Genomic DNA, 23878 nt, shown 5'->3' with positions numbered 1-23878 from the left:
GCGAGCGGTGAACTCGTCTGGCGTGCCTGGCAGCACGCGAGCTCAGCTGGTGCGCCACCAGCGGCGCAGGACCTGTTCGGCGGGCTTGCCGTGCGGGCTGTACGCGAGATTCGCCGGGGTCTCGGCGGCGTCCGGCCAGTCGTCCCACATCCACCAGAAGACGCCCGCCCACCAGCGCCGCCCGGCGCAGCTCGCCAGCAGCGCCTCGTAGGCCGCCGCCTGTTCGGCGTTCCCGTTCGTCCTGCTGAGATCCCACGCGTACGGCTCGGTGGTCGTCCCGCGCTGGCTCACGTACCCCGCCTCGGTGAACAGGACGGGCCGCCGCCGTTCGGCCGCGAAGCGCCCCACCTTGTCCAGGATCGGCGACCAGGCCCGGCGCAGCGCCGCGACGTCGGTGGTGGGACGCGACGCCAGCGGCCAGTACGCGTCGATGCCGATCAGGTCGACGGCGTCCCAGAACGCGACGTCCTCGAACTCGTCGTAGTTCGCCGCGTAGACCAGCGGGCCGCCGAACCGCGCCCGCACCGACCGCACCACCGCGAGCCAGCCGGAACGGTCGCCCGACATCCCGGCGAGTTCGGTCCCGACGGCCAGTTCGGCGACGCCGGTCTCGCGCGCCAGGTCTGCGTACCGCACGATGAACCGGGTGTACGCGGCGTACCAGCGCGCCCGGTCGCCCCGCCGCGGCCGGATCGCCGCCCGGTCCTGGTCGCCGGGCAGATTGACGTGCGGTTTGAGCAGCACCTTGAGCCCGGCTCGCCGCGCGAGGCCGATGATGTGCCGCAGGCTCGCGTCGCTCGCCGTCTCGTCCGTCGTGTGCAGCTCGGCGGCCCTCGGCGAGTCCTGGTACCAGGTCGGGTTGAGCTGGATCCAGCGCGCGCCGGTCGCCGCGATCGCCTCGACGTAGGAACGCGCGGCGGGGCTCGCGTAGTCGTCGGTGTTCCATGCGGGCAGGGCGATCCCGCGCCGCTCCCCACCCCCCGCGCGGGCGCCGGTGCCGGGACGTCCGGCGGCTTCTTGACCGGGTTGCGGTGATTTTTTACCGGATCCGGCGCCGGAGGCCGTGCAACCGGCGACGATTCCCAGGATGATCACCAGGCCCGCCGCCCGGCCGCCGCGACCACGTTCCGTCCCCATCACTCGCCCTATTGCAGCATCCGGACAGTGGCTCAGACGTAAGACTTACCCGACCCCTTCCGGCCACGGCCCGAGGCGGTTGTGACAGTGGAGACAGCGGGGGGCACGGGGAGTAGCCGTCACTTGCGTGGTCGACCGTGTCCCAAATACCCCCGGTGGGACGCGCCGTTTGGGGCCCTAGCGATCGGCCCGAGTCGATCGATCGGCACGCCTCGTCGCCGTGTTTTCGCTGGTAGACAAGCTGCCATGGCCCGCCGGAGCGTGACCCCGCCGTCCGGACGCGAAGGACAGCCGTAGCTGACTGTGGTTGAGGCAAGCCAGCTTCGTAGCTGACTGTGCCCGATCCAAGCCAGGTATCGGCAACTGGTGGCCCGGATTAATTCACTGACCCTTATTCGAGCGGTGACGGATCGATTTACAAGACGGCAGAACAGCTGTTTCGCGGAGTTAACTTAGGGGTGTGTACGAGGCATTCGTTAGGCGGTATGTTGCGTTGTGCTCGTCCTCCGGTGGCCACCGCGATCGATTCAAAGCACGTTCCGGTAAAGGAGGAACGCTGTGGGAAGCACGGCAACAATTTCCAACGGTGAGCTTCAAACGTGGCTCATTGACAGGATCGCTTTCTACCTCGACAAGCCGATCGAAAGCATCGACCCCGCCGTCGAGCTGGCCCGATACGGCGTCGACTCGGTCTACGCCATCAGCATCATCAGCGACATCGAGGACCACCTCCAGGTCGAAGTCGATCTGAACGAGGCACGCCGGCGGGAGACGGTCGACGCGCTGACCGATTACCTCCTCGACCTCATAGCGCGATGAACGGCTGGCCGGACGACTACACGGCCCGCCGTCACCTGGTGGTCTTCGGCGACAGCGTCGCCGAGGGGCAGAACGACCCGGATCCGGCCGGCGGCTGGATCGGGTGGGCCGGCCGCCTGGCGGGCCATCTGGACATGCCGCGCGGGCACGTCGCGAACGTGGCGCGTCCCGGTGCCACCATCGCCGACGTGGTCCGCGACCAGTTGCCCCTGGTCGGGCACCTCCGGCCGGGCCTGGTAGTGATCAACTGTGGCATGAACGACGCGCTCAACGGGTTCCAGAACGCCGACGTCGCCGACCGCCTCAAGGAGGTCTTCGACTGGTCCGCGAGCCTGGGCGCCGGGGCCATCGCCGCCCCCGTACCGCACCCGCCGCTGCTCTACCGCGGCCTCATGTCCGACTTCCGAAAGAAACGCGTGCTGCAAAGAATTCACGAGTTCAACGACGCACTCAGCCGGAGTACGAAGGCCAGCGGGATGACATTTCTCCCGCCGGAGGCGGTGCCCCGAGTGGACCATCCCTCGCTGTGGAGCCCAGATGGAATCCACCTTAATTCCGATGGGCACGCCTATGTCGCGGAGGTGATCGCGGACATCGCCAGAGACCTGCTCAGCGCACGGACGATCTGAACCGCCGATCGACCCGACGATCCACGCGAAAGATCCGTATCCGATGACCGGCTGTATCGATGACCGGCCTGCCGATCTCCGGGGCGGATCCGAGCGAACGATCGGAGTTCACGATCCTTTTCGCGCGACGAGCTGAGCGGACGACCTGATCCTCGGGGGACAGTCACCGTCTGGGGTTAGAGATGAAGAGACCATTCTCCTTCGCCCGCGTCACCCGCATCCCGCAGTCGATGATGTTCATGCTGCTCGCGCCGATCCTGCTCGTCCAGGCTCGCCGGACGGCCCGCAACACGCCTCGCCTCGACCCGGCGACCGGCGCCGAGACCGGCGTCACCAAGGTCGGCGGCACCAACCCCAAGCCCGCGTTCCGCCTCCTGGTGATCGGTGAGTCCACCGCCGCGGGGGTGGGCGCCTCGGACCATGCCGAAGCGCTGCCGGGATTCCTCGCCGACGCCCTGCGCAAGCACCTCCGCCGCAGCGTCGCCTGGTCCGTCACCGGCAAGAACGGCGCCACGGTCCGCAGGGTCATCACCGATCTGGTGCCGAGCTCGAACGGCTTCACCTCGAACGTCTACGCCGCGGACGGCCACACGTTCAACGGCCTCACGTTCACCGGCCACGCGTTCAACGGTCACACCGCGAACGGTCACACCGCGAACGGTCACACCGCGAACGGTCACACCGCGAACGGTCACACCGCGAACGGCTATGCCGCGAACGGTCACGGCCCGGACCTCGTGGTGGTCACCGTCGGTATCAACGACCTGATCCGGCGCCGTCCCCTGGAGCGCTGGGCCGCCGATCTGGCCGAGCTCATCACCGCGCTGCGCGCCAGATATCTCAACGCCAGCGTGCTCGTCGCGGGAATGCCGCCCGTCCACCGGTTTCCCGCGATCCCGCAGCCGCTGCGCATGGTCCTCGGCGCCCAGGCGCGGGCCATGGACAAGATCATGCGCGAGGTCGCGCATGCGCACGGTGCCTTCCACGTCCCCATGGACGAGGCCATGGCACGCGATCGCCGCCTCTTCGCCTCCGACGGGTTCCATCCCTCACCGGCCGGCTACCGGGTCTGGGCGCACGATCTGGCCCAGGCCATCTCCTCGCCCGCGTCCTACCCGCCATGGCCTCCGCCCCGTCCCGCCTACACAGTGCAATCGGCGCTCTGAAAGGCGCGCCACGCTCCGCACAACACAGCATCGGCGTTACCTCCACAGCACCGGCGCCCCGCACGGCGCCGGGCGATCCGCACGCGCGCCGTGCTGCGTCGCTTCACGCAAAGGAGCAGCGAACGTGATCACCCCTGAGACATTCCGTGCCGCGGTGGAGTCCAAGGACCTCGTCGCGATCCTCGGGACGCTGGACCCGGCCATCGAGTTCCACAGTCCCGTGATGGTGAAGCCCTACCAGGGCCGGGACGCGGTCACCGGGCTGCTCCGGGTCCTCATCGAGGTCTTCGAGGACTTTCACTACACCGACGAGCTGGTGGGCTACGCCCCGGCCGGCCGGCCCGACCGGTCCGGCGGCCCGCCGGCCCAGGCGCTGATCTTCAGTGCCCGGGTGATGGGCAAGCACGTGCAGGGAGTCGACCTGATCAGGTTCAACGATGCCGGGCTCGTCACCGGCCTGACCGTCATGGTCCGGCCGCTGCCTGCCGCGATGACGCTCGCGCGGCTCGTCGGAAGGCGGATGGAGCAGGACGAGTTCGCCTGACCCAGACCAGCAAGAGGGAGTCGAAAGATGGACAGCCAGGTCCCGACCCGCGCGAGATCGTACCGCGCGGCGCTGAGCCCGGCGCACCGGATCGCCGCCGATCTGGACGCCTACCTGGGCGATCCCATGGACGATGGTGCCGCCCCGTTCTCGTACCAGGCCATCGTTGAATCCGAAGAGCGCGACGAACTGCCGCCCGGCGCGGTCGAGGCGGTACGGGACTGGGGTTTCCCCGCCTATCTGGTGCCGTGCCATCTCGGCGGGCGCCTGGAGACATTGGAAGAGCTGTTCTTCGTCACCCGCGGCATATCGCGGCGCAGTGTCACGCTCGCGGTGATGTACGGATCCGGGTTGCTCGCCGTGAACCCCGTGTGGCTCTGGGGGGACGAACGTCAGCAGCGGACCGTTGCCGACGGGGTCCTCGACGGTGCCCTCGCCTGTTTCGGGGTCTCCGAGGCTGATCACGGCAGTGACGTCATGGCGTGCGAGGCGGAGGCCGAACCGCTTGAGGGCGAGCTGGTGCTGTCCGGCACCAAGTGGCCGGTCGGCAACGCGACCCGCGGGCGGTTCGTCACCACGTACGCGCGGACGGGCTCGCGTGACTTCTCCTTGATCCTTGTCGACAAGGAGGCGCTGGATCCGGCGACCTGGTCGGTGCTCCCGCCGGTCAGGACGGTGGGGCTGCGCGGTCACGACCTCAGCGGCATCGTGTTCACCGGAGCGCGCCTTCCGGCCGACCGGGTGATCGGGCGGCGGGGCTCGGGCCTCGTCCAGACGTTGAAGACGTTGCAGATCACGCGGACGGCGATCGCGGCGCTGTCGGTCGGCACGATCGACGCGGTGACGCGGATCGGGATGGAGTACGCGCGCCAGCGCACGCTCTACGGCGCCGACATCTACCAGATCCCCGTGATCCGCGATCATCTGGTGAAGGCGCATCTCGACCTGCTGATCGCCGAGTGCGTCGCGATCCCGGTGACCCGCAGCCTGACGGTCGCGCCCGCGCGCCTCAGCCTGTGGTCGTCCATCGTCAAGTACTTCGTGCCGGTGCTGGGAGAAGAGGTCGTCGCCAGTATTGGCACGGTCCTAGCGGCTCGCGGGTACCTCCGGGAGGGCGTGGCGCACGGCGTCTTCCAGAAGCTCCAGCGCGACCACGCGATCGCGAGCATCTTCGAGGGCACCACGCACGTCAACCTGTCCAACGTCGCCGGCCAGCTGCCGTACCTCGTCACCTCGCCCGAGGCGACGGGCGAGGAGGACGAGCTCCTCGCCGACCTCTTCCGCTGGACCCGCACGCCACCGCCATGGCACCCCGACGGCCGGCGGCTCCAGCTGACGAACGAGGGCCTGGACGAGATCGGGCAGCGGTTCGACGCGACCGCGTACGAGGTCCTCACCGAGGCCAAGGTCCACGCGGCGCCGGGCGTCGCGCAGGAACTCGCCGAACTCCTGGACCGCATCGCCGATCTGCGCACCGAGATGCACGCCGGTGTGCAGGAGGCCCAGGGCGACACCACCTCGGTGGCGGCGCTGGGGCGGGCGCGGCGGTACTGCGAGATCCACGCGATGGTCTCGTGCATGCTGACCTGGCTGCACAACAGGGACGACTTCGGCGGAGCGTTCGCCGACGGCGGGTGGCTCGTGCTCTGCCTGCAACGCCTCCTGCAACGCGTCCATCCCGACACCGAGCTGACGGAGGATCATCTGCCCACGATCGAGGCCGCGATGTTCAAGGGGTTCGGCGAGCGCCGCTGGTTCTCGCTGCTCTCCCTGGCGACCGAAGACGGGCCAGACGTGCGGCCTGACGTCCGGTCCGACGTGCGGGCCGGGGTGTGATCCGCGTGCGATCGCGCGACGGCCTCGTCCCGGGCGGCGGATTCGTCTCCGTCGTGCGGGAGAACGTGGCGGCCTACGGCGACCAGCGCTCCTTCACGTTCGTCACCGAGGAGCGAGGGCCGGGCCGGACGTACAAGGAGACCGTGCTGGGCTTCGCCGAGCTCGACCGGAGCGCCCGCGCGCTCGCCGCCCGCCTCCAGGCGTACGACCTCCAGGATCGGGCCGTCATGCTGCTCTACCCGGAGGGCCTGGAGTTCGTGACGGCGTTCCTGGCGTGCCTCTACGCGCGCGTCCTCGCCGTGCCGGCGCCCCTGCCCGAGCTCGACGCGGGCCGCTCGGGACGGACGCGGCGGATCATCGCCGACGCCGACATCCGCTGGGTCCTCACCGACCGGGCGCATCGCGGCAAGCTCGACAAGTGGCTCGCGGACGCGGGCCTGGCCGACCACGTCGGATGCCTCGACACCGAGACCGACATGGGCGCCGACCCCCGCGACTGGTCGACGCCCCTGATCGGCCCGGACACGCTGGCGTTCCTGCAGTACACGTCGGGTTCGACCAGCGAGCCCAAGGGCGTGATGGTCTCGCACGGCAACCTGCTCTACAACGCCGAGGAGATCAAGCAGGCCATCCGCGGCTGTCCCGACACGGTCGGCACCGGCTGGGTGCCGCACTACCACGACATGGGGCTGGTCGGTCAGTTCCTGCAGCCGCTGTACATGGGCTGCCGGTACGTGTTCACGTCGCCGATCACGTTCATCAAGCGGCCCGTCCTGTGGCTGGAGCTCGCCACCCGCCATCACGCGACGATCATGCTGGCGCCGAACTTCGGGTACGAGCTGTGCCTGCGCCGGGTCACCGACCAGCAGCTGGAGGGGCTCGACCTGAGGTCCCTGCGGACGGCCAAGAACGGCGCGGAGCCCGTCCGCGCCGCGACGATGGAGCGGATGGTCGAGCGGTTCGGCCCCGTCGGGTTCCGGCCGGACGTCTGGATGCCCTGCTACGGCATGGCCGAGACGACGCTCCTCATCGCGGGCGCCTCGTTCGGCGGCGGCGCCGTCGTCCGCGATTTCGACGCCGACGCGCTCACCCGCAACCAGGCGATCCCCGTCGACGCCCCGCCCGCCGAGGCCGCCGCCGCCGAACGAGGTGAGAGGCGATCGCCCGACGATCGGCCCGCCCCGGACGGCTCTGCTGAACCAGGCGTACGGCGATCGCCCGACGACCGGTCAGCGGCGGAGGGGTCCGCTGAGCGGAGCGTCCGGCGGCTGGTCGGCAACGGGAGCCCGGTGACGCTGGACGTGCGGATCGTCGACCCGGAGACCGGGGTCGTGCAGCCGGCGGGGCGGGTGGGGGAGATCTGGGTGCGCGGCGGCAACGTCGCCCAGGGGTACTGGCGCAGGCCCGAGCAGACCCGCGAGACGTTCCACGCGTTCACCGCCGACGGGGCCGGTCCCTACCTGCGCACCGGCGATCTCGGCTTCGTCGCCGACGGCGAGCTGTACGTGACCGGCCGGATCAAGGATCTGATCATCGTCAACGGGCGCAACATCCACGCCCACGACCTCGAGGAGGCGGCTCAGGCGGCCAATCCCAAGGCGCGCAACACCGCCGCGTTCGCGATCGACACCGGGACCGAGCAGGTCGTCATCGTGCAGGAGGTGGGAACCGCCCCCGGCGGTGAGATACCGCTGAGCGAGCTGGCGGCCCGTACCAAGGCGCGGGTCGCCCGGGCGTTCGACCTTCCGGAGCTCGGCGTCGTGCTCGCGGCACGGGGCGCGGTTCGCCGGACGACCAGCGGAAAGATCCAGCGTGGGCGCACTCGGCAGGCCCTGCTGGACGGGAAGATCAACTGTCTCTCTGCTGATCTTCAACCAGATGTGTCAAAACAAATTAGTCAAAAACGAGACTAGGTATGTCTTTGCCTGATAAAGTCACAGATCACCCGGTGCACAGAGTGGAGAGAAGACGGGCCATGGCGCTACGTCACGCGGTTCTCGCAGCCCTGCTGGACGGCGAGTACAGCGGTTACCAGCTCGCCAAGATCTTCGACCTGTCCGTCTCCAACTACTGGCACGCCGTACCGCAGCAGCTCTACGCGGAGCTGACCAAACTCGAGTCCGAAGGGCTCATCACCGGCCGGCGGATCATCCAGCATGATCGCCCCAACAAGCGGGTCTTCACCGTCACGCAGGCCGGGATCGAAGAGTTGGAACGTTTCGCGGCGGTGCCGGCCAAGCCGGGGATCATCCGCGAAAACCTGCTGGTCATGGTCCAGGCCGTGGATCACATCTCCATGCCCGCCGTGATCACCCAGCTCGAGGACCGCGCGCTGGCCTCCGCCGCCAAGATCGCGATCTTCGAGCGCACTCTCGAGCACCTGCGTGGTGATCTCGACGAGGAGTCCTATCTGCGTACCGGTTCTCCGATCGGGCCCTACCTGACGTGTCTGCGTGGGCTCCGATTCGAGCAGGAGAACCGCGAATGGTTCGTGAGCACTGCCCGACTCCTGCGCGACCGAGCAATCGCGCACGCCGAGGAAGGCAAGCCATCGTGACCCCCGGCCCCACGCCACGCCCGCGCGGGAACCGGTCGCCACGCCCCAGCCGAGGAGGCGTTCATGACGGGCGAACACCGCACGATAGAGCGACCTAGCGACAAAGCCGAGCCGCACGCCGAACCGCACGCCGAGGCGCGTACCGCGCCCCCCGCGTCCACCGCGCCCCAGGGGGCGCACCTGCAAGGGACGCACCTGCCCGCCGCGACGTCCGCGGTCGCGGCCAGGGCCCTGTCTTCCGCCACGTCCGCCACGGTCACGGCGGCCGCCCCGCCTGCCGCGCTCGCGGTGGCCGAGCCACTGCCACTGGGAGCGCTCCCGACCCTGGAAGTGCTCGAACCCCCAGAAACCCTCCTGGGTGAGCTGAACCTGCCGGCGGCGCACGCGTCCGTGCCCCTGGCCCGCGGGTTCAGCCGTTCCATCACCACCGGCCACGGCATCCCGGACGTCCGGGACGACGCCGAGGTGCTCGTCTCCGAACTGGTCACCAACGCCGTGCAGCACGCCGCGGAGTCCGGTGCCACGTTGTGCCTGCGCCTCCTCCGCATCGGTTCCCGGCTCCGGATCGAGGTCCACGACCCGAGCCCTGTCCTTCCGCGCGCCGTCCGGATCAACCTGCTGGAAGAGACCGGCAGGGGATGGTTCCTGGTGGCGATCATCGCTGAGCGGCACGGCATCGAGCAGACCCCGGCCGGCAAGTCGGTCTGGTGCGAGGTGCCCGCGTGGCCGTGACGGCCCGCGTCAGCCCTTCTCAGTGAGTCGGCCGGCAGTCGCGTCCTGCCGGTTGACCGGGAGCCCAGGTTCTGGAGCGGAAGAGCATCATGCGCGTTTACATGGCGATCTACGCCGCGTCCGCAAGCCCGCGCAGACGTACCGACCGTCGGCGATAGGGGTGGGGATGCGATGTCTGTGGACTGGTACCGAGCGGATGGAAGACCCGCGACATCGGACGAGGCACAACGGCTGCTGATCGACGTGCGATCACGCCTGCTCGCGCAGGACGTCATCCGCGTCGGCTCGGTCGTGGTGGTCGTGTCGACCTGGTTCACCGTGATCGATCAGGGGCTCGCGGCGAACGGGCGGCCGCTGCTGTGGCAGACCATCGCCTCCGATCTCGCGATGCACGCCGACATCGGGCAGTACACGACCCGGGAGCAGGCGGCCCGCGGGCACGCCGAGGCCGTGGTGATGATCACTGACCGGCTGCGCCGGCTGGTGGCGCGCACCGACGCGGGAGAGACCTGGTCGGGCGGGCACGGCAGCTGGTCGGCGACCGGCTGATCCGTCCCGGCGGCACGACCGTCCGGCCTGAACGAGCACGACCGTCCGGCTTGAACGAGCGACAACCGTCCGGTCTGAACGAGCACGACCGTCCGGCCTCGGGACCCGACCCCGAGACCCGGACTCCGCACGACCCGGCATCGGCCCTCCGATGCCGAGCCATCCGACTTCTGACTACCCGACCTCGAACTACCCGACATCGAGAAGAAGGCGGGCCGAGCCCTGCGGCCCGATCCGACATGAGGGTGAGATCTGATGGGCACCAAGAGCAAGCGCCGGCCGCCCGCCCCGCCCGGGGCGGCCGCCACGACGAAGGCACCGGACAGCGCCGGCGGCGCGAGGAGGCGAGGCCTGCCGATCCGGCTGCGGATCACCGCCCTGCTGCTCGTGCCGCTCATGTCCCTCGCCGCCCTCTGGGGGTTCGCCGCCAACATCACGCTGGGCGCGGCGTTCGACAAGTACGACTTCTCCACCACCTACGACAAGGTCGCGCTGCCCGGCCTCTTCCTCGTCAACCAGCTCCAGCAGGAACGTTCGCTGAGCGCGGTCGCGGTGAGCACGCGCAAGCCCGCGGACAAGCAGAAGCTCGGCGCGCAGCGGGCCCGCGCGACCGCCGTCCAGAACGCGTTCCGCGCGTCGGCGTTCTCGCCCGAGGCCACGGACGCCGCGAAGCCCGAGACGCGGCAGCGGCTGGCGGAGGCGATGAAGGCCCTGGAGCGGCTGCCCGCGCTGCGGGCCAAGGTCGACACGGGACAGATCAGCACCCTGGACATCATCGATTCCTACGGCGGCGTCCTCGACCGCGTGATCCTGGTCTTCAGCGGCCTGGTCATCGTCAACGACCTCGACATCTTCAAACAGGGCCGCGCGCTCATCAGCGTGGGCAACTCGCGCGCGTACATGCTGCGCCAGGACGCGCTGATCTCCGCCGCGCTCGCCAAGGGCGGCAAGATGAGCGACGCAGAGAAGGCCGCCTTCGCCGAGTGGACGGCCATCGGGCGGCGCGAGTTCCAGGTCGGGCTCGTCGACATGAACGACGGCATCAAGGGGCCGCTGCAGCAGCTCGCCGCGTCCCCCAACTTCCAGCGCTACCGGGGCATCGAGACGGCCGTGGTCAGCACGCGCGGCGACCGGCTGCCCGCGGAGGCCGCCGAGTGGCCGGCGACCGTGGCGCCGCTGTCCCAGGCATGGGAGCAGCGGGTCACCCAGGCCAGCCTCACGCTGAACGAGCTGGCCAAGCCGATCGGCGAGCGCGTCGTGCGCCGGCTGGTCCTGGTGGGCGGCTTCGGCCTGCTCGCGGTCGTGGCGTCCGTGATCATCTCGATCCTCGCCGCCCGCAGCCTGTCCCGCGAGCTGCGCGGGCTCCAGCGCGCCGCCCTCCGGCTCGCCGAGGACCGGATCCCGAGCGTGGTCGCCCGGCTCCGCCGCGGCGAGGAGGTGGACGTCGAGGCGGAGGCGCCACCGCTGATCATCGGGAAGACCAGGGAGGTCTCCCGCGTGGGCGACGCGTTCACCCGCGTCCAGCACACCGCGATCGAGACCGCGGTACGCGAGTCGTACCTGCGCGAAGGCATCAGCCGCGTGTTCCTCAACGTCGCCTGGCGCAGCCAGTCCCTGCTCCACCGGCAGCTCCGCATGCTGGACGAGATGGAACGCCGCGCCACCGACCCGGACGTGATGGCCGACCTGTTCCGGCTGGACCACCTCACCACCCGCATGCGCCGCCACGCCGAAGGCCTGGTCATCCTCTCCGGGGCCTCGCCCGGCCGCGGCTGGAGCAGGCCCGTGCCGGTCGAAGACGTCCTGCGCGCCGCCATCGCCGAAGTGGAGGACTACACCCGCGTGGAGGTCGTCGTGCTGTCGGCCGAGGCCGCCCTCATCGGCGAGGCCGTCGCGGACGTCGTCCACCTGCTCGCCGAGCTCATCGAGAACGCCACGGTGTTCTCGCCGGCGCCGACCGAGGTCATGGTCCGCGGCGAGATGGGGGCGAACGGGTTCGCGGTCGACATCGTGGACCGCGGCATCGGCCTCGACCAGGCCGAGCTGAACGCCCTCAACCTGCGGCTGTCGCGGGCCCCCGAGTTCGACCTGGCCGTCACCGACCGGCTCGGGCTGTTCGTCGTCGCACGCCTCGCGGGCCGGCACGGCATCCGCGTCGCGCTGCAGCCGTCGGTGTACGGCGGCGTCTCGGCGGTCGTGCTGATCCCGCGCGAGCTCACGGTGGACGTCGACCAGCCCGAGAACGAGAGCGAGCCCGGCTCCAACGGCTCTCGCGGGTCGAACGGGTCCAACGGATCCGGCGGGTCCAACGGCGCCGCCGGCGAGGGCGTCCCCGCCCCGAGGCCCGCACCGGAGATGCGACCGAACGGCTCCGGGCCCGCCGACGAGAACGGGTCGCGGCAGGCTCTGCAAAGGTCCAAGGCGATGCTGAACGCGCCGACGCCGTTCGACGCGCCCGCGTCCCCCGTCCAGGGGACGGGAGGGGACGCGCCGCCGTCCTTCGGGACCCCGGGCCCGCCGCCGCCCCTCCCGCCGGACCCGTCCGCGCCGTCCCTGCCGCCGCGTTCGCCCGCGGCGCCCGAGGTCCCGGCCTGGGCCTCCGACACGCCCGCGTGGGGGACCGACACCCAGGCGTGGTCGGCGGCCGACACGCCCACCTGGGGCAACGAGACACCGACCTGGGCGGCCGAGCCCACGTCCTACACCTCGCAGGTGGCCTTCGGTGAGCCGATGGCCGATCCGCACGCGCAGCCGGACTCCGGCGGGCGTGCCCCGCTGCCGCGGCGGACCAGGAGGGCCAGCCTGGCCCCGCAGCTGCGCAGCGACGAGCCGTACGCCGTGTACCAGCAGGACGACGCGCTCGTCGCCTGGGAGGAACGCTCGGCCGAGGCGTCCCGGGACCTGTTCGCCGAACTCCAGGCGGGCTGGATGCGGGGCCGGGACGAGGACGAGGGACCGTCCGACTACGCAGAGGGAAGGGGAGGACCGACATCATGACGCAGCAGGGAGTGGGGACCGAACTGAATTGGCTGCTCAACGACCTCGTCGACCGCGTGCCGCAGGTGCGCAAGGTCGTCGTGCTGTCGAGGGACGGCCTGGTCATGGGATCGTCGCGGGACGTCAGCCGCGACGACTCCGAATACCTGGCCGCGCTGGCGGCCGGCTTCCACAGCCTGGCGATCGGCGCCAAGCCGCAGCTGGACTCCGGCGAGATCCGGCAGACCATCATCGAGATGGACAAGGGGCTGTTCTTCGTGGTCCCGGCCGGCGCCAACAGCTGCCTGGCGTTGCTGAGCGAGGTGGGCGCGAACGCGGGTCTCGTCGCGTACGAGATGACGATGCTGGTCAAACGTGTGGGCCGGCAGCTTTCCACTGGGCTGAGACCGCGCGGCCCGGTGCCGGAATCCGGGTGAGCGGAGATGGACCCGAGCATCTCCGGAGGCCCCCGGGGCCCGGGGAGGGAGCGGTGGCTCGACGAGGCCGCCGGGCCCGTGGTCCGGCCGTACGCCATGACCCGGGGCCGGACCCGGCCCCGGGGCGAGCCGCTCGACCTCGTCACCATCCTCGTCGCGATCGCCCGCGCCCCCGCCGAGCCCGGCCGGCTCACCCGCGAGCAGCGGCGGATCCTGTGGCTCTGCCGCCGCCCGCACACCATCGCCGACCTGGCTTCCGACCTGGACCTGCCGTTCGGCGTGCTCCGGGTGCTGGCCGGCGACCTCCTCGATTCGGGCCTGGTGGGGATCCAGCGCTGGACCTCCCCGGCCGCCCCCCATGCCGATCAGAACCTGCTCAGGAGGGTTCTCGATGAACTTCGCGCGCTCTGAAGAACTGCACGACCCGCCGGACGGCCATCCGCCCGACGACGAGCCCGACGGTCCGCGCGTCGCGCTGAAGATCCTCGTGGCCGGCGGCTTCGGGGTGGGCAAGACGACCCTGGTCGGCGCGGTCAGCGAGATCCGCCCGCTGCGCACCGAGGAGGCCCTCACCGACGCGAGCGTCGGCGTCGACGACCTCGAGGGCGTGGCGGCCAAACGGACGACGACCGTGGCGATGGACTTCGGGCGGATCACGTTGCGGGACGGCGTCGCGATCTACCTGTTCGGGACGCCGGGCCAGGAACGCTTCTGGTTCATGTGGAACGAGCTGTCGCGCGGGGCGCTGGGCGCCGTGGTGCTGGCCGACACCCGGCGGCTCACGGCCAGCTTCGCCTCGATCGACTACTTCGAGGAGAAGGGCACGCCGTTCGTGGTCGCGGTGAACTGCTTCGAGGACGCCGACCGGTACGAGTCGAACGAGATCCGCGGCGCCCTCGACATCGATCCGCACGTGCCCGTCATCCTCTGCGACGCGCGGCGGACCGACTCGGCCAAGCGGGTGCTGGTCGGGCTCGTCGAACACGCACTGCGACTGGCGGGCGCGCCCGCCGGTCGGTAGAGGGGCTCGACCCGGCCGGCACAGAGGGGCGCGGCCGGCCGGTCGAGCGGCCTCAGCTGGCCGGTAGAGGCCAGCTTCGGCCCTCGACGCCGTTCGGTGCCGTTCAGCCGCCGATCGGTGTCATTCGTCTCCGGAGTACGGAGACCGCTGAACATGCCGGATGTGGCCAGTGTCTGGGCGAGAGTGGAGGTTCCGGCCAGACGCCGGCCCGCAGGGCCGCCGGAAGGGGTCAGGCGGTGGGATCGGAGGCCGGAGTCCCGGCGGTGTCGACCGTCGGGAGCTCCGGGATCACCCCCGTGAGCTGCTCGTCCTCTTCCGGCGGGTCCAGTGGCGGGCGCATGATGACCTCATGGACGCCGACGTCGTGGCCGGCCTCGCAGCGGACCTGTGACATGACGGCCTCGCCGCAGTCGGCGTGGACGAGGGCGACCATCCGCCCTTCTTCGCTCTCGAGGTAGATGTCACCCCATTCCATGAGGCTGACCAGCGTGGGCGCCAGGGCGAGGCCCGCCTTGGTGAGGTGGTACTCGTAGCGGGTGCGCTGACCGGGCTCCTGGTACGGCTCCTTGCTGAGCAGACCGAAATTCACCAGATGCCGCAGCCGATCGGTGACGGCCGATTCGGTCATGCCGAGGTTGCGCACGAAGTCGCCGAAACGGCTCGTACCGAGGTACGCCTCGCTCAGCACCAGCACCGCCGACGGCGGGCCGATCGCCGCAAGTGTCCTGGATACGGGGCAGTTCTGCATCGACCACGTGGTGCGGTCGGCGAAGTGCCCCTGAAGTGCGATGGTCACCTTCGCGATTATACGCCGAAGAACATGCTGACTTGTATTGACCGCAGTCAGCAGACCTCACTACGCTATCTAACTATGGTTGATCAAAGTCAGGTGAGACCGCGGATCGCCCTCGCGGTACTCTCCGTGGCCTCTTTCATGGCCGGGCTCGACCTGTTCATCGTCAATGTGGCGTTCAACGACATCGGCAAGGACTACGCGGGGAACTCCCTTGCCGATATCTCTTGGGTACTCAACGGCTACACGATCGTCTTCGCGGCACTGCTGGTCCCCCTCGGCAGGCTCGCGGACCGCTACAGCCGTAAGGCCGGGCTGCTGCTCGGCCTGCTCCTCTTCGTCGCCGCCTCACAGGCCTGCGCGCTCGCGCCGACCCTGTGGTGGCTGGTCGTCTTCCGCGTCCTGCAGGCCATCGGTGCGGCGGCTCTGATCCCCACCAGCCTCGGGCTGCTGTTGTCGGTGTTCCCCCCAGAGCGGCGCGCCGCCGCGGTACGGATCTGGTCCGCCTCCTCGGCATTGGCGGCCGCGGCGGGTCCGGCGGTTGGCGGCGTGCTGGTTGAAGCCTCGTGGCGTTGGATCTTCGAGGTGAACGTCCCGATCGGGATCGTCGCGGCGTTGCTCGCGCTGCGCTACGTTCCCGACTCCCGGGACGGCGCGTCCGCTCGCATCCCCGACCTCACGGGGGCCGCGGTCTTGACGGCGTCCATAGCGTTGCTCGCGCTCGGGCTCGTGAAGATCAATGATTGGCCGGGCGAGCGGACCGCGATCGTGATGGCCGTGTCCATGCTGACCCTTGGTGCGTTCTGGCTGCGCTCGTCGCGGCACGCCACACCGGTGATCGAGCCGTCGCTGCTCGCGGTGCGCACCTTCGCCTCGTCGAATGCGGCGATCCTGCTCTTCTGCGTCGCGTTCGCCGGCAACCTGCTGATCGGTGTCCTCTGGATGCAAGAGGTCTGGAACTACTCGGCGATCCAGACCGGGCTCGGGGTGGCTCCCGGGCCGCTGATGGTACCGATCTTCGCGTTGGTGGCCGGCCGGATGATCGGCGCGAGGATTCCGGTCGGCGTGGTCACGGCCATCGGCTGCGCGGTCTGCGCGGCCGGCATCGGCATCATGGTGACGAGCCTCGGCCCCACCCCGGCCTACGCGGCCGACCTGCTGCCGGGCTGGCTCGTCGGCGGGGCGGGCGTCGGGCTCGCCCTTCCCACCATCCTGGCGGCGGCGTGCACCGACCTGCCGTCGCACCGGTTCGCGACCGGCAGCGCGGTCGTCAACATGAGCCGGCAGATCGGCAGCGTCCTCGGCGTCAGCATGGCGGTGGCGGTGCTCGGCACACCGTACGGCTACCTGGACGCGCACGAGTCGTTCGTCAACGCCTGGCTCGTCATCGGCGCATTCATGATCGTCGCGGCCTTCGCCGCCCTCGGCATGACCCCGCGCCGCGTCCCGGTCGGGCACCGCGTGCCCGACCGCGGACCGGCCGTCGCCGGCGCCTCGTCGAAGACCACCTGAGCCGCGGCGCCTGCGGGTAAGCCCCTGCCCGCAGGCGTCCGACAGCGGCCCCTTGCTCGCGGTCCTAGCCGGCGTAGCCGGCCGGGGGACCGAGCAGCAGCCCGCCGTTGACCTCCAGCGTCTGGCCGGTGATCCAGCGGGCGTCGTCGGAGGCGAAGAACGCCACGGCGTCGCCGACGTCGGCCGGCCGGCCGTGGCGGCCGAGGGCGATCATGCGCGCGACGTGCTGGGCGGCCTGCGGATCGCTCAGCCATCCGTTCATGTCGGTCTCGGTGATGCCGGGGGAGACGGTGTTGACCGTGATGCCCCGCCCGCCGAGGCTCTGCGCGAGCGACCGGCTGAAGACGTTCAGGGCGCCCTTGGTCATGCCGTAGGCGACTTCGGGGGTGGCGAACCAGGTGACGCCCGAGGAGACGTTGACGATGCGGCCGCCGTCACGCATCAGGGGGAGTGCGCGCTGGGTGATGAACAAGGGCGCCCGCACGTTGATCGCGAATTGCCGGTCATAGGCCGCGCGCGTGACCTTCTCGATGGTGGCGTCGTAGTCGATGATCGCGGCGTTGTTCACCAGGATGTCGAGCGGGCGCCCGGCCAGGCCGTCTTCGAGCCCGGCGAACAGCGTGTCCACGTCGTCGTCCACGCCGAGTTCCGCGCGTACGGCGAACGCCTCCCCGCCCGCCTCCCGGATCGCCGCCACGGTGTCGTTCGCCGCCGCCTCGTTGGTGCCGTAGTGCACGGCGACCAGCGCGCCGTCGGCGGCCAGGCGTTCGGCGATGGAACGTCCGATGCCGCGTGAGGCCCCCGTCACCAGCGCCGTCCTACCGGTCAGATCAGCCATCCCTGGACTCCTTCAAAGCGAGTAATGTTAGGGATCGTTCCCTAACGTTCTGCCGAGTGCAAGCGGGTGTGATCCAGCTCACTTTCGTGCGGAGGTTCGGAGCGTGGTTAGGCTGTCCGGCGTGAGCGAGCAACGGGGTGGCCGGCGCCGCACGTCGGCCGAGACGCGCGAGCACGTGCTCGCGGTCGCGCACGAGCACTTCTACTGGCAGGGCATCCGGGCCGTCGGAGTGGACAAGATCGCGGCCGAGGCGGGGATCGCCCCGACCACGCTGTACCGGCTGTTCGCGTCCAAGGACGACCTCATCGCCGCCTACGTCGAACGCGCCGACAACGCCTACCGCGAGTGGTTCGACCAGGCCGCGCGAGCCGGCGGCCGCGGCGCGCGGGAGCGGATTCTGGCGCTGTTCGACGCGCTCCTCGTGCAGATCCAGCCGGACCAGTGCCGCGGGTGCCCCTTTCTCATGACCCTGGCCGAGTACCCCGACGCCGAGGTCGCGGGCCACCGGCTGGCGGTGGGGATGAAGACCTGGGTCCATGCGCGGCTCAACGAGCTCACCCGGGAGCTGGACGGCGTCGACGATCCGGCCCTGCTGGCCGACCATCTCACGCTGATCATGGAAGGCGCCTACGCCTCGGTCCAGGCGCTCGGGATCGACGGGCCCGCGCGGCAGGCGCGCGTCCTGGCCGAGTCGATCCTGCCCGGCGAGGACGGAGCCGGATGAGGCTGCTGCCTCGTCGACTCCGCCCTTGGCCGGAATGCGTCGGGCTGGCCGGATTCGAACCGGCGACCCCCGCCACCCAAAGGCGGTGCGCTAGCCAAACTGCGCTACAGCCCGTAGCGGCCGTCAGTCTAGCCCCTCCCGAGGACGGCGTGCAGTCCGTTAACGCTGCTAGAGATCGTTGATCAGTCCGGGTCACCGTCGTGGGCACGGAGCCAGGCGCCCACGCCCTCCGGGGTGAGGAAGGCGTCGAAGGCCAGCTCGGAGGCGCCGATCAGGGTGGCCTCGGCGCCGAGGGCGGAGGGCAGGACGGCGGCGGGCTGCTCGCGGCGGAAGTCCATCAGGCCGGCCTTGTAGGACGTCTCCATCGCCTCGGCCGAACGCGCGAGGATGTCGACGCCGAGCCCGGAGACCGTGACGATCTCCGGATCCAGGGCGTTGACCAGGGCGCTGATGCCGATGCCGAGGATGCTCGCGGTCTGGTCGATGACGGCCTGGTGGGCAGGGTCGCCGAGGATCTCCAGCGCGCGCGGCCGGTCCTGGGGCGGGTGGCCGGTCGCCCGCAGGAGGGCGTTCGCCCCGACCTCCAGGCCCCAGCAGCCGGTCGCGCCGCAGGCGCAGGGCCGGTCGCTGCCGATCAGCGGCATGTGGCCGAACTCCCCGGCGGCTCCCCGCGCGCCCGGGATGGGGTTGGCGTTGAGGATGAGCGTTCCGCCCAGGTCGAACTCGACGTGCAGGTGCAGCCCGAGCCCGCGGGTGCGGAGCGCGCCGCGCCGGGCCTCGGCCAGGCCCGCGAGGGTGGCGTCGTTGTCGAGGAGGACGGGCCCCAGGGTGGCCGCGACGTCGATCGCGCGCCAGCCGAGGTGCGGGATGTCGAGCAGCCGGCCGTCACGGACCGGCCCCGGAACGGCGACCGCCACTCCCACCGGACGAGGCGCCAGCGCTTTCCTGTGCCGGTGGATGGCGGCGGCGAGCGCGGCGAGGACGTCGGCGGCGGGCACGCCGGGATGCGGCTGCTCTTCGAGGACGGTCAGCCCGCCGCCGAGCTCGGCCGCCGCGATCGTCCACAGGTCCTCGCGGAGATCGACGGCCAGGACCAGCGGGCCGTCCGGATGCGGGCCCGGAACGCCGGTCGGGCGGCCGCGGGTGCCCTGGCGGGCGATCTCCTCGCGGACGAGGCGGCCGTTGGCCAGCTCCGCGACGAGGACGGCGGCGGTGCCGCGGGCCAGCCCCAGGTCGCGGGTGAGCTCGGAACGGGTGGCCCCGGCGCCCCGCTCGTGCACGGCGCGAAGCAGCCGCACCAGGTTGTGGAGCCGCAGCTCGCCGCTCGTCGTCGCTCCCGTCACCCGGGCGATTGTGCCAGGCCGGGGTCATCGATTATGTTCTAGCCGAGAGCAAATTAGGAGGAACCGTGATCAAGCGCGCAAGGCTCGGCGTCTTCGGCTATTTCGGGCTCTGCGGCCTGGTCATCGGCATGTGGGCGGCGAGCCTGCCGGCACTGGACGAGCGGCTCGATCTCGGCACCGGCCGCATGGGGACCGTGCTGCTCCTGGTCTCCTTGGGCGCGCTGGTCTCCATGCAGGGCGCCGGCCGGGTGGCGGACCGCTTCTCCAGCCGCCGGCTCTGCCTGCTCTCAGGCCCGCTGCACCCGCTGCTGCTCCTCGGCCCGGCGTTCGCGGGGTCGTACGAGGCGATGCTGGTGCTGGCGTTCGTGTTCGGGCTCGGCTTCGGGCTCCTCGAAATCGGCATGAACGCGCACGCCGTGGAGGTGGAGGAGCGCTACGACAGGCCGATCATGTCGGCGTTCCACGGCATGTGGAGCCTCGGCGGCGCGATCGGCGGCCTGCTCACGGCGGCCGCGCTCCGGGGCGGTCTCGGCGTCCAGACCCTGCTGACGGTGACGGCCCTGGCGGGCGCCGTCCTGATGCTGCTGCCAGGCCGCTACCTGTTGCGTGACCACGTCGTGCCCACCGAGTCGGCCCCCGTCGACCAGACCGTGGACCGCCCACTGGCCAAGGGCGCCATCGCCCTCCTGGGCATCGTCGTCTTCGCCGGATCGATCAGCGAGGGCGCGGCGGTGGACTGGGCCGCCCTGCACGCCCGCCGCGTCCTCGACGCGGGCCCCGAGCTCGCGCCCCTCGCGTTCACGGTCTACTCGATCGCGATGACCACCATGAGATTCCTCGGCGACAGGCTGCGCGGCAGGCTCGGCAGCGCCCGCACCCTGCGCCTGGCCGGCAGCCTGGCCACCGCGGGGTACGCCGTCGTCCTGCTGGCCCCGGCGCTCGGCGGTGCCGCGATGGCGTTCGCCTGGGCGGGCTGGGTGCTGGTCGGCACCGGCCTGGCGACCATCGTGCCCGTGGCGTTCAGCGCGGTCGGCGCCTCCCGGGAGGCCTCGGGACGGGCGCTGGCCCTGGTGACCACGTTCGGCTACTGCGGCCTGCTCGCCGGCCCGGCCGTCATCGGCCACCTGGCCGACGCCACCTCCCTTCGCACCGCACTAGCCCTCCCCATCGGCCTGGCGTTCTTCGTGGCCCTGGCCGGCCCAGGCGCGATCACCGCCCTGACCCGCCACCGCTGGACCCCCCGCACCGACCCCATCACCACGTCCCCCTACTCCTGACCGACGCCCCGCCCGCCTGCGCGATCGCGCAAGCGGGCGGGAAATGCGGCGTTGAGCGCGCTGTCTCAAGCTGGGGAGCGCAGTGTGGAGCGTGCTGTGGCCGCTGCCAGCGTGAGCGCCTCGGGTAGGCGCTCTGGACGCCCGCCGCCCGCTTGCGCGATCGCGCCCTTGCCGCCCGCGCCGCCGCCCACGACCTGCGCCGCGCCGGTGAGCAGGTCGCGGGCGCGCAGGCCCGCGTCGGCGAGGTCACGGGTGAACGCGCTGACCAGCGTCGCCGTGCCGCTCGCCGTGGCGAGGATCACCGCTCCCGGTCCGGGCCGCTGCGCGAGCTCGGTCGCCAGTGGCCGCAGCTCTTCGGGAGGGACGTCCAGGAGTTCGGCGATGAGCCATGCGCCGTCGACCTGCTCGGATCGGGACGCGAGACGTTCGGCGGTCGCCGCACGGTCACGACGACGCAGCCTGTCGAGCTCGCGCTGTGTCTCTGCCAGTGCCGACAAACGTTGGCGCAGGCGATCGGGGGCCTGGTCCGGCGGAACGTTCAGCAGTCCGGCGAGCTCGATCAGCAATGCCTGCTGCCGATCGTGATGGCGCAGTGCGTCGGCGCCGGTGAGCGCCTCGATCCGGCGCAGGCCGACCCCGATCGACGACTCGCCGGTGATGTGCACCGGCCCCGCCTGCGCGCCGTGGCCGACATGGGTGCCGCCGCACAGCTCCCGGGACGCGTCGCCGATGTCGACGATCCGCACCCGGTCGCCGTACTTTTCGCCGAAGAGCGCGATCGCTCCCGCCGCTTCTGCCTCGTCCCGGTTCGCCTCCCAGACCCGGACGTCGGGATCGTCGAGCAGGTAGTCGTTGACCAGCGTCTGCACGGTGGTGAGCGCCCCGGGCTCGACCGCGCCGAAGTGCGCGAAGTCGAAGCGCAGCCGGCCCGGCTCGACCCGCGAGCCCTGCTGGGCCGCGTGGTCCCCGAGGACGCGGCGCAACATCGCGTGCAGCACGTGGGTGGCGCTGTGCGAGCGCGCCGTCGCCGCCCGCCGCTCCGCGTCCACGACCGCCTCCGCCTCCGCGCCCGCCCGGATCGCGCCGCCGGTCACGCGCGCACGATGGACGTGCAGACCGTCGAGGCCGGGACGCGTGTCGAGGATCTCCAGCGTCCCCTCCGGCGTCGTGACGAGGCCGGTGTCGCCGACCTGGCCGCCCGCCTCCGCGTAGAAGGGGCTCCGGTCCAGGACCACGTCGATCTCCTGGCCCTCGACCGCCTCGTTGAGCAGGTCGGAGCCGTCCAGCAGGCCGAGCACCCGCGCGTCCGCCCGCGTGGAGTCGTACCCGACGAACTCGGTGAGCCCATGCCGCGAGACGATCCTGCGGTACGCGTCCTGGCGGGCCACCGCGCCGCCCTTGCGGTCGCGTTCCGCGTTTTTCGCTTGGCGCTGCTGCCGTTCGAGGAACTCGCCGAACGCGTCCTCGTCCACGCTCAGGCCCGCCGCCCGCGCCGCGTCCACGGTGAGGTCGATCGGGAAGCCGTACGTGTCGTGCAGCTCGAACGCGGTCCGCCCCGAGAGACCCGACCCGCTCGTCCGCGCGCGTTCGATCGCGCCGTCCAGCAGCCGCGAGCCCTGCCGCAGCGTCCGGTCGAAGCCGTCCTCCTCCGCCGCCACGACCTGCCGGATCACCTCGCGCCGCCGTTCCAGCTCGGGCCATGCCGAACCCAGATTGTCGATCACGCTTCCGGTGAGCGCCGCCAGCACGGGCTCGCCGATCCCCAGCACCCGGGCGTGCCGGATCGCCCGCCGCATCAGCCGCCGCAGCACGTAGCCGCGGCCGTCCCCGCCGGGCAGCACCCCGTCCGCGATGAGGAACGCCACCGACCGCGCGTGCTCGGCGACGACCCGGAACGAGACCGACTCCTCGCCGCCGTCGCGGCCCGGGTACTCGCGTCCCGCCAGCTCCTGCACCAGCCGGAACGTCGGCGCGACGAGATCGGTCTCGCACACGGTGTCGACGCCCTGGAGGATCGCCGCGAGCCGGTCCATGCCGAGACCGGTGTCGATGTTCTTGGCGGGCAGTTCGCCGACGATGGGATAGCCCTCTTTCGCCGGGCCCTCGCCGCGCAGGTTCTGCATGAAGACGAGATTCCAGATCTCCTGGTAACGCTCGCCGTCCACCGCGGGCCCGCCTTCCCGCCCGAACGACGGCCCCCGGTCGTAGTGCAGCTCCGACGAGGGCCCGCACGGCCCGGGAACGCTCATGGACCAGTAGTTGTCGGCCATGCCGAGCCGCTGGACGCGCTCGCCCGGCACGCCCAGGCGCCGCCACATCCGCTCCGCCTCGTCATCGTCGAGATAGACGGTGACCCAGAGCCGGTCGCGATCGAGCCCGAAGTGCTCGGTGAGCAGCTCCCAGGCCCAGCCGATCGTCTCTTCCTTGAAGTAGTCGCCGAACGAGAAGTTGCCCAGCATCTCGAAGAACGTCGCGTGCCGGGTCGTGCGGCCGACGTTGTCGATGTCGGACGTCCGCGCGCATTTCTGCACGGACGTCGCCCGCCGATGGCCGGGCACGCTCTCGCCGAGCATGTACGGCTTGAACTGGTTCATGCCCGCCGCCGTCAGCAGCAGCGTCGGATCGTCCGGGATCAGCGGGCTGGACGGCACGACCCGGTGGTCGCGCGCGGAGAAGAAGTCGAGAAACGTCGAACGGATGTCAGGTGATCGCATGGAACGGCCTCACGAGGTCGATGGGATGACGGCGCACACCGCCGAGCCGGGCCGAGAACGACTGCTCGTTCCCCAGCTCGGCGCGGATAGCTCGCCGCCCCACCTCGTGGAAGGCCATCGGATTCCTGCCAGATCTCCCGCTCGTGAACGCGGGCCCCTGGGCCCGCCTTGATCCAAGGTAACGCGTCCCCGCCCCCGGCTTCTTCCCGTTTCCCGGACGGAACGGCGAGCACGGAAGCTTGTCGGGCGTCTGATCTGCGACGGGAGCCCAATG

22 protein-coding genes and 1 tRNA gene are annotated in these 23878 nt (G+C 70.9%); 16 read left to right on the top strand and 7 right to left on the bottom strand.

Annotated features, from left to right (window positions below; all coding sequences use genetic code 11):
• Positions 1-42: 42 nt before the first annotated feature.
• The gene (locus ACGFNU_RS30150; RefSeq protein ID WP_392599024.1) at positions 43-1137 is read right to left on the bottom strand and encodes a glycoside hydrolase family 113; all 1095 of its coding nucleotides are present in this window, start codon (positions 1135-1137) and stop codon (positions 43-45) included.
• Between the two features lie 558 nt (positions 1138-1695).
• On the opposite strand from ACGFNU_RS30150, the gene ACGFNU_RS30145 reads away from it, so the two are divergent.
• The 13 genes from ACGFNU_RS30145 (at position 1696) to ACGFNU_RS30085 (ending at position 14403) form a co-directional block, all read left to right on the top strand.
• Positions 1696-1956, top strand: coding sequence for an acyl carrier protein (locus ACGFNU_RS30145; RefSeq protein WP_392599022.1), 261 nt, complete (start codon positions 1696-1698; stop codon positions 1954-1956).
• Positions 1953-2585, top strand: a complete 633-nt coding sequence (locus ACGFNU_RS30140; protein ID WP_392599020.1) for an SGNH/GDSL hydrolase family protein — start codon at positions 1953-1955, stop codon at positions 2583-2585. Before ACGFNU_RS30145 ends, ACGFNU_RS30140 begins: the two co-directional genes overlap by 4 nt.
• Positions 2586-2767: 182 nt before the next feature.
• Positions 2768-3751: an SGNH/GDSL hydrolase family protein gene (locus tag ACGFNU_RS30135; protein WP_392599018.1), complete on the top strand. Its 984-nt coding sequence runs from the start codon at positions 2768-2770 to the stop codon at positions 3749-3751.
• 124 nt (positions 3752-3875) lie between these two features.
• Entirely contained in the window at positions 3876-4295 is a 420-nt protein-coding gene (locus ACGFNU_RS30130; RefSeq protein WP_392599016.1) for a nuclear transport factor 2 family protein, read from the top strand.
• Positions 4296-4322: 27 nt separating this feature from the next.
• The gene (locus ACGFNU_RS30125) at positions 4323-6131 is read left to right on the top strand and encodes an acyl-CoA dehydrogenase family protein (protein ID WP_392599014.1); all 1809 of its coding nucleotides are present in this window, start codon (positions 4323-4325) and stop codon (positions 6129-6131) included.
• A gap of 5 nt (positions 6132-6136) precedes the next feature.
• Complete coding sequence (locus tag ACGFNU_RS30120) at positions 6137-8044, top strand: fatty acyl-AMP ligase (protein ID WP_392599012.1); 1908 nt, start codon at positions 6137-6139, stop codon at positions 8042-8044.
• A 62-nt stretch (positions 8045-8106) separates the two neighbouring features.
• Positions 8107-8688, top strand: a complete 582-nt coding sequence (locus tag ACGFNU_RS30115; protein WP_392599010.1) for a PadR family transcriptional regulator — start codon at positions 8107-8109, stop codon at positions 8686-8688.
• A gap of 63 nt (positions 8689-8751) precedes the next feature.
• On the top strand, positions 8752-9420 hold the full coding sequence (locus ACGFNU_RS30110) for an ATP-binding protein (protein WP_392599009.1): 669 nt from the start codon (positions 8752-8754) through the stop codon (positions 9418-9420).
• Between the two features lie 171 nt (positions 9421-9591).
• A complete protein-coding gene (locus ACGFNU_RS30105) occupies positions 9592-9969 on the top strand; it encodes a hypothetical protein (RefSeq protein ID WP_392599007.1) in 378 nt (125 codons plus the stop codon).
• A gap of 255 nt (positions 9970-10224) precedes the next feature.
• Positions 10225-12966, top strand: coding sequence for a nitrate- and nitrite sensing domain-containing protein (locus ACGFNU_RS30100; RefSeq protein WP_392599005.1), 2742 nt, complete (start codon positions 10225-10227; stop codon positions 12964-12966).
• Positions 12963-13382, top strand: coding sequence for a roadblock/LC7 domain-containing protein (locus ACGFNU_RS30095; protein ID WP_392599003.1), 420 nt, complete (start codon positions 12963-12965; stop codon positions 13380-13382). Before ACGFNU_RS30100 ends, ACGFNU_RS30095 begins: the two co-directional genes overlap by 4 nt.
• Before the next feature lie 6 nt (positions 13383-13388).
• Positions 13389-13793, top strand: a complete 405-nt coding sequence (locus tag ACGFNU_RS30090; RefSeq protein ID WP_392599001.1) for a DUF742 domain-containing protein — start codon at positions 13389-13391, stop codon at positions 13791-13793.
• Positions 13774-14403: an ATP/GTP-binding protein gene (locus ACGFNU_RS30085; protein ID WP_392598999.1), complete on the top strand. Its 630-nt coding sequence runs from the start codon at positions 13774-13776 to the stop codon at positions 14401-14403. Before ACGFNU_RS30090 ends, ACGFNU_RS30085 begins: the two co-directional genes overlap by 20 nt.
• A 229-nt stretch (positions 14404-14632) precedes the next feature.
• On the opposite strand, the gene ACGFNU_RS30080 is transcribed toward ACGFNU_RS30085, so the two are convergent.
• On the bottom strand, positions 14633-15199 hold the full coding sequence (locus ACGFNU_RS30080) for a winged helix-turn-helix transcriptional regulator (RefSeq protein ID WP_392598997.1): 567 nt from the start codon (positions 15197-15199) through the stop codon (positions 14633-14635).
• 24 nt (positions 15200-15223) lie between these two features.
• Between ACGFNU_RS30080 and ACGFNU_RS30075 the strand changes: the two genes are divergently transcribed.
• Positions 15224-16708 (top strand): MFS transporter, encoded by a 1485-nt coding sequence (locus ACGFNU_RS30075; RefSeq protein ID WP_392598995.1) that lies wholly within the window; start codon positions 15224-15226, stop codon positions 16706-16708.
• Between the two features lie 64 nt (positions 16709-16772).
• Here the strand turns inward: ACGFNU_RS30075 and ACGFNU_RS30070 are convergent, their stop codons facing one another.
• On the bottom strand, positions 16773-17546 hold the full coding sequence (locus ACGFNU_RS30070) for an SDR family NAD(P)-dependent oxidoreductase (protein WP_392598993.1): 774 nt from the start codon (positions 17544-17546) through the stop codon (positions 16773-16775).
• A gap of 121 nt (positions 17547-17667) precedes the next feature.
• Here ACGFNU_RS30070 and ACGFNU_RS30065 point away from each other — a divergent pair, with 121 nt between their 5' ends.
• Positions 17668-18270 (top strand): TetR/AcrR family transcriptional regulator, encoded by a 603-nt coding sequence (locus tag ACGFNU_RS30065; RefSeq protein WP_392598991.1) that lies wholly within the window; start codon positions 17668-17670, stop codon positions 18268-18270.
• 39 nt (positions 18271-18309) lie between these two features.
• Here ACGFNU_RS30065 and ACGFNU_RS30060 read toward each other — a convergent pair.
• Both ACGFNU_RS30060 and ACGFNU_RS30055 read right to left on the bottom strand, forming a co-directional pair.
• Positions 18310-18384 (bottom strand) — tRNA-Pro (locus ACGFNU_RS30060).
• 68 nt (positions 18385-18452) lie between these two features.
• Entirely contained in the window at positions 18453-19613 is a 1161-nt protein-coding gene (locus ACGFNU_RS30055) for an ROK family protein (RefSeq protein WP_392598989.1), read from the bottom strand.
• Positions 19614-19678: 65 nt separating this feature from the next.
• Here ACGFNU_RS30055 and ACGFNU_RS30050 point away from each other — a divergent pair, with 65 nt between their 5' ends.
• Positions 19679-20890 carry an MFS transporter gene (locus tag ACGFNU_RS30050; RefSeq protein WP_392598987.1) on the top strand — a complete coding sequence of 404 codons (1212 nt, stop codon included), beginning with the start codon at positions 19679-19681 and terminating at the stop codon, positions 20888-20890.
• Between the two features lie 65 nt (positions 20891-20955).
• Here ACGFNU_RS30050 and alaS read toward each other — a convergent pair whose 3' ends face one another.
• Positions 20956-23604 (bottom strand): alanine--tRNA ligase, encoded by a 2649-nt coding sequence (gene alaS, locus ACGFNU_RS30045; RefSeq protein ID WP_392598985.1) that lies wholly within the window; start codon positions 23602-23604, stop codon positions 20956-20958.
• Entirely contained in the window at positions 23591-23722 is a 132-nt protein-coding gene (locus ACGFNU_RS30040) for a hypothetical protein (RefSeq protein WP_264159552.1), read from the bottom strand. Before ACGFNU_RS30040 ends, alaS begins: the two co-directional genes overlap by 14 nt.
• Between the last annotated feature and the right edge of the window lie 156 nt (positions 23723-23878).

Origin of the sequence: Spirillospora sp. NPDC048911 (genome assembly GCF_043198015.1) — a bacterium.
Taxonomy (GTDB): domain Bacteria; phylum Actinomycetota; class Actinomycetes; order Streptosporangiales; family Streptosporangiaceae; genus Spirillospora.
The sequence above is the reverse complement of the archived record's forward strand: the minus strand, read 5'-3'. Positions and strand labels throughout refer to the sequence as shown.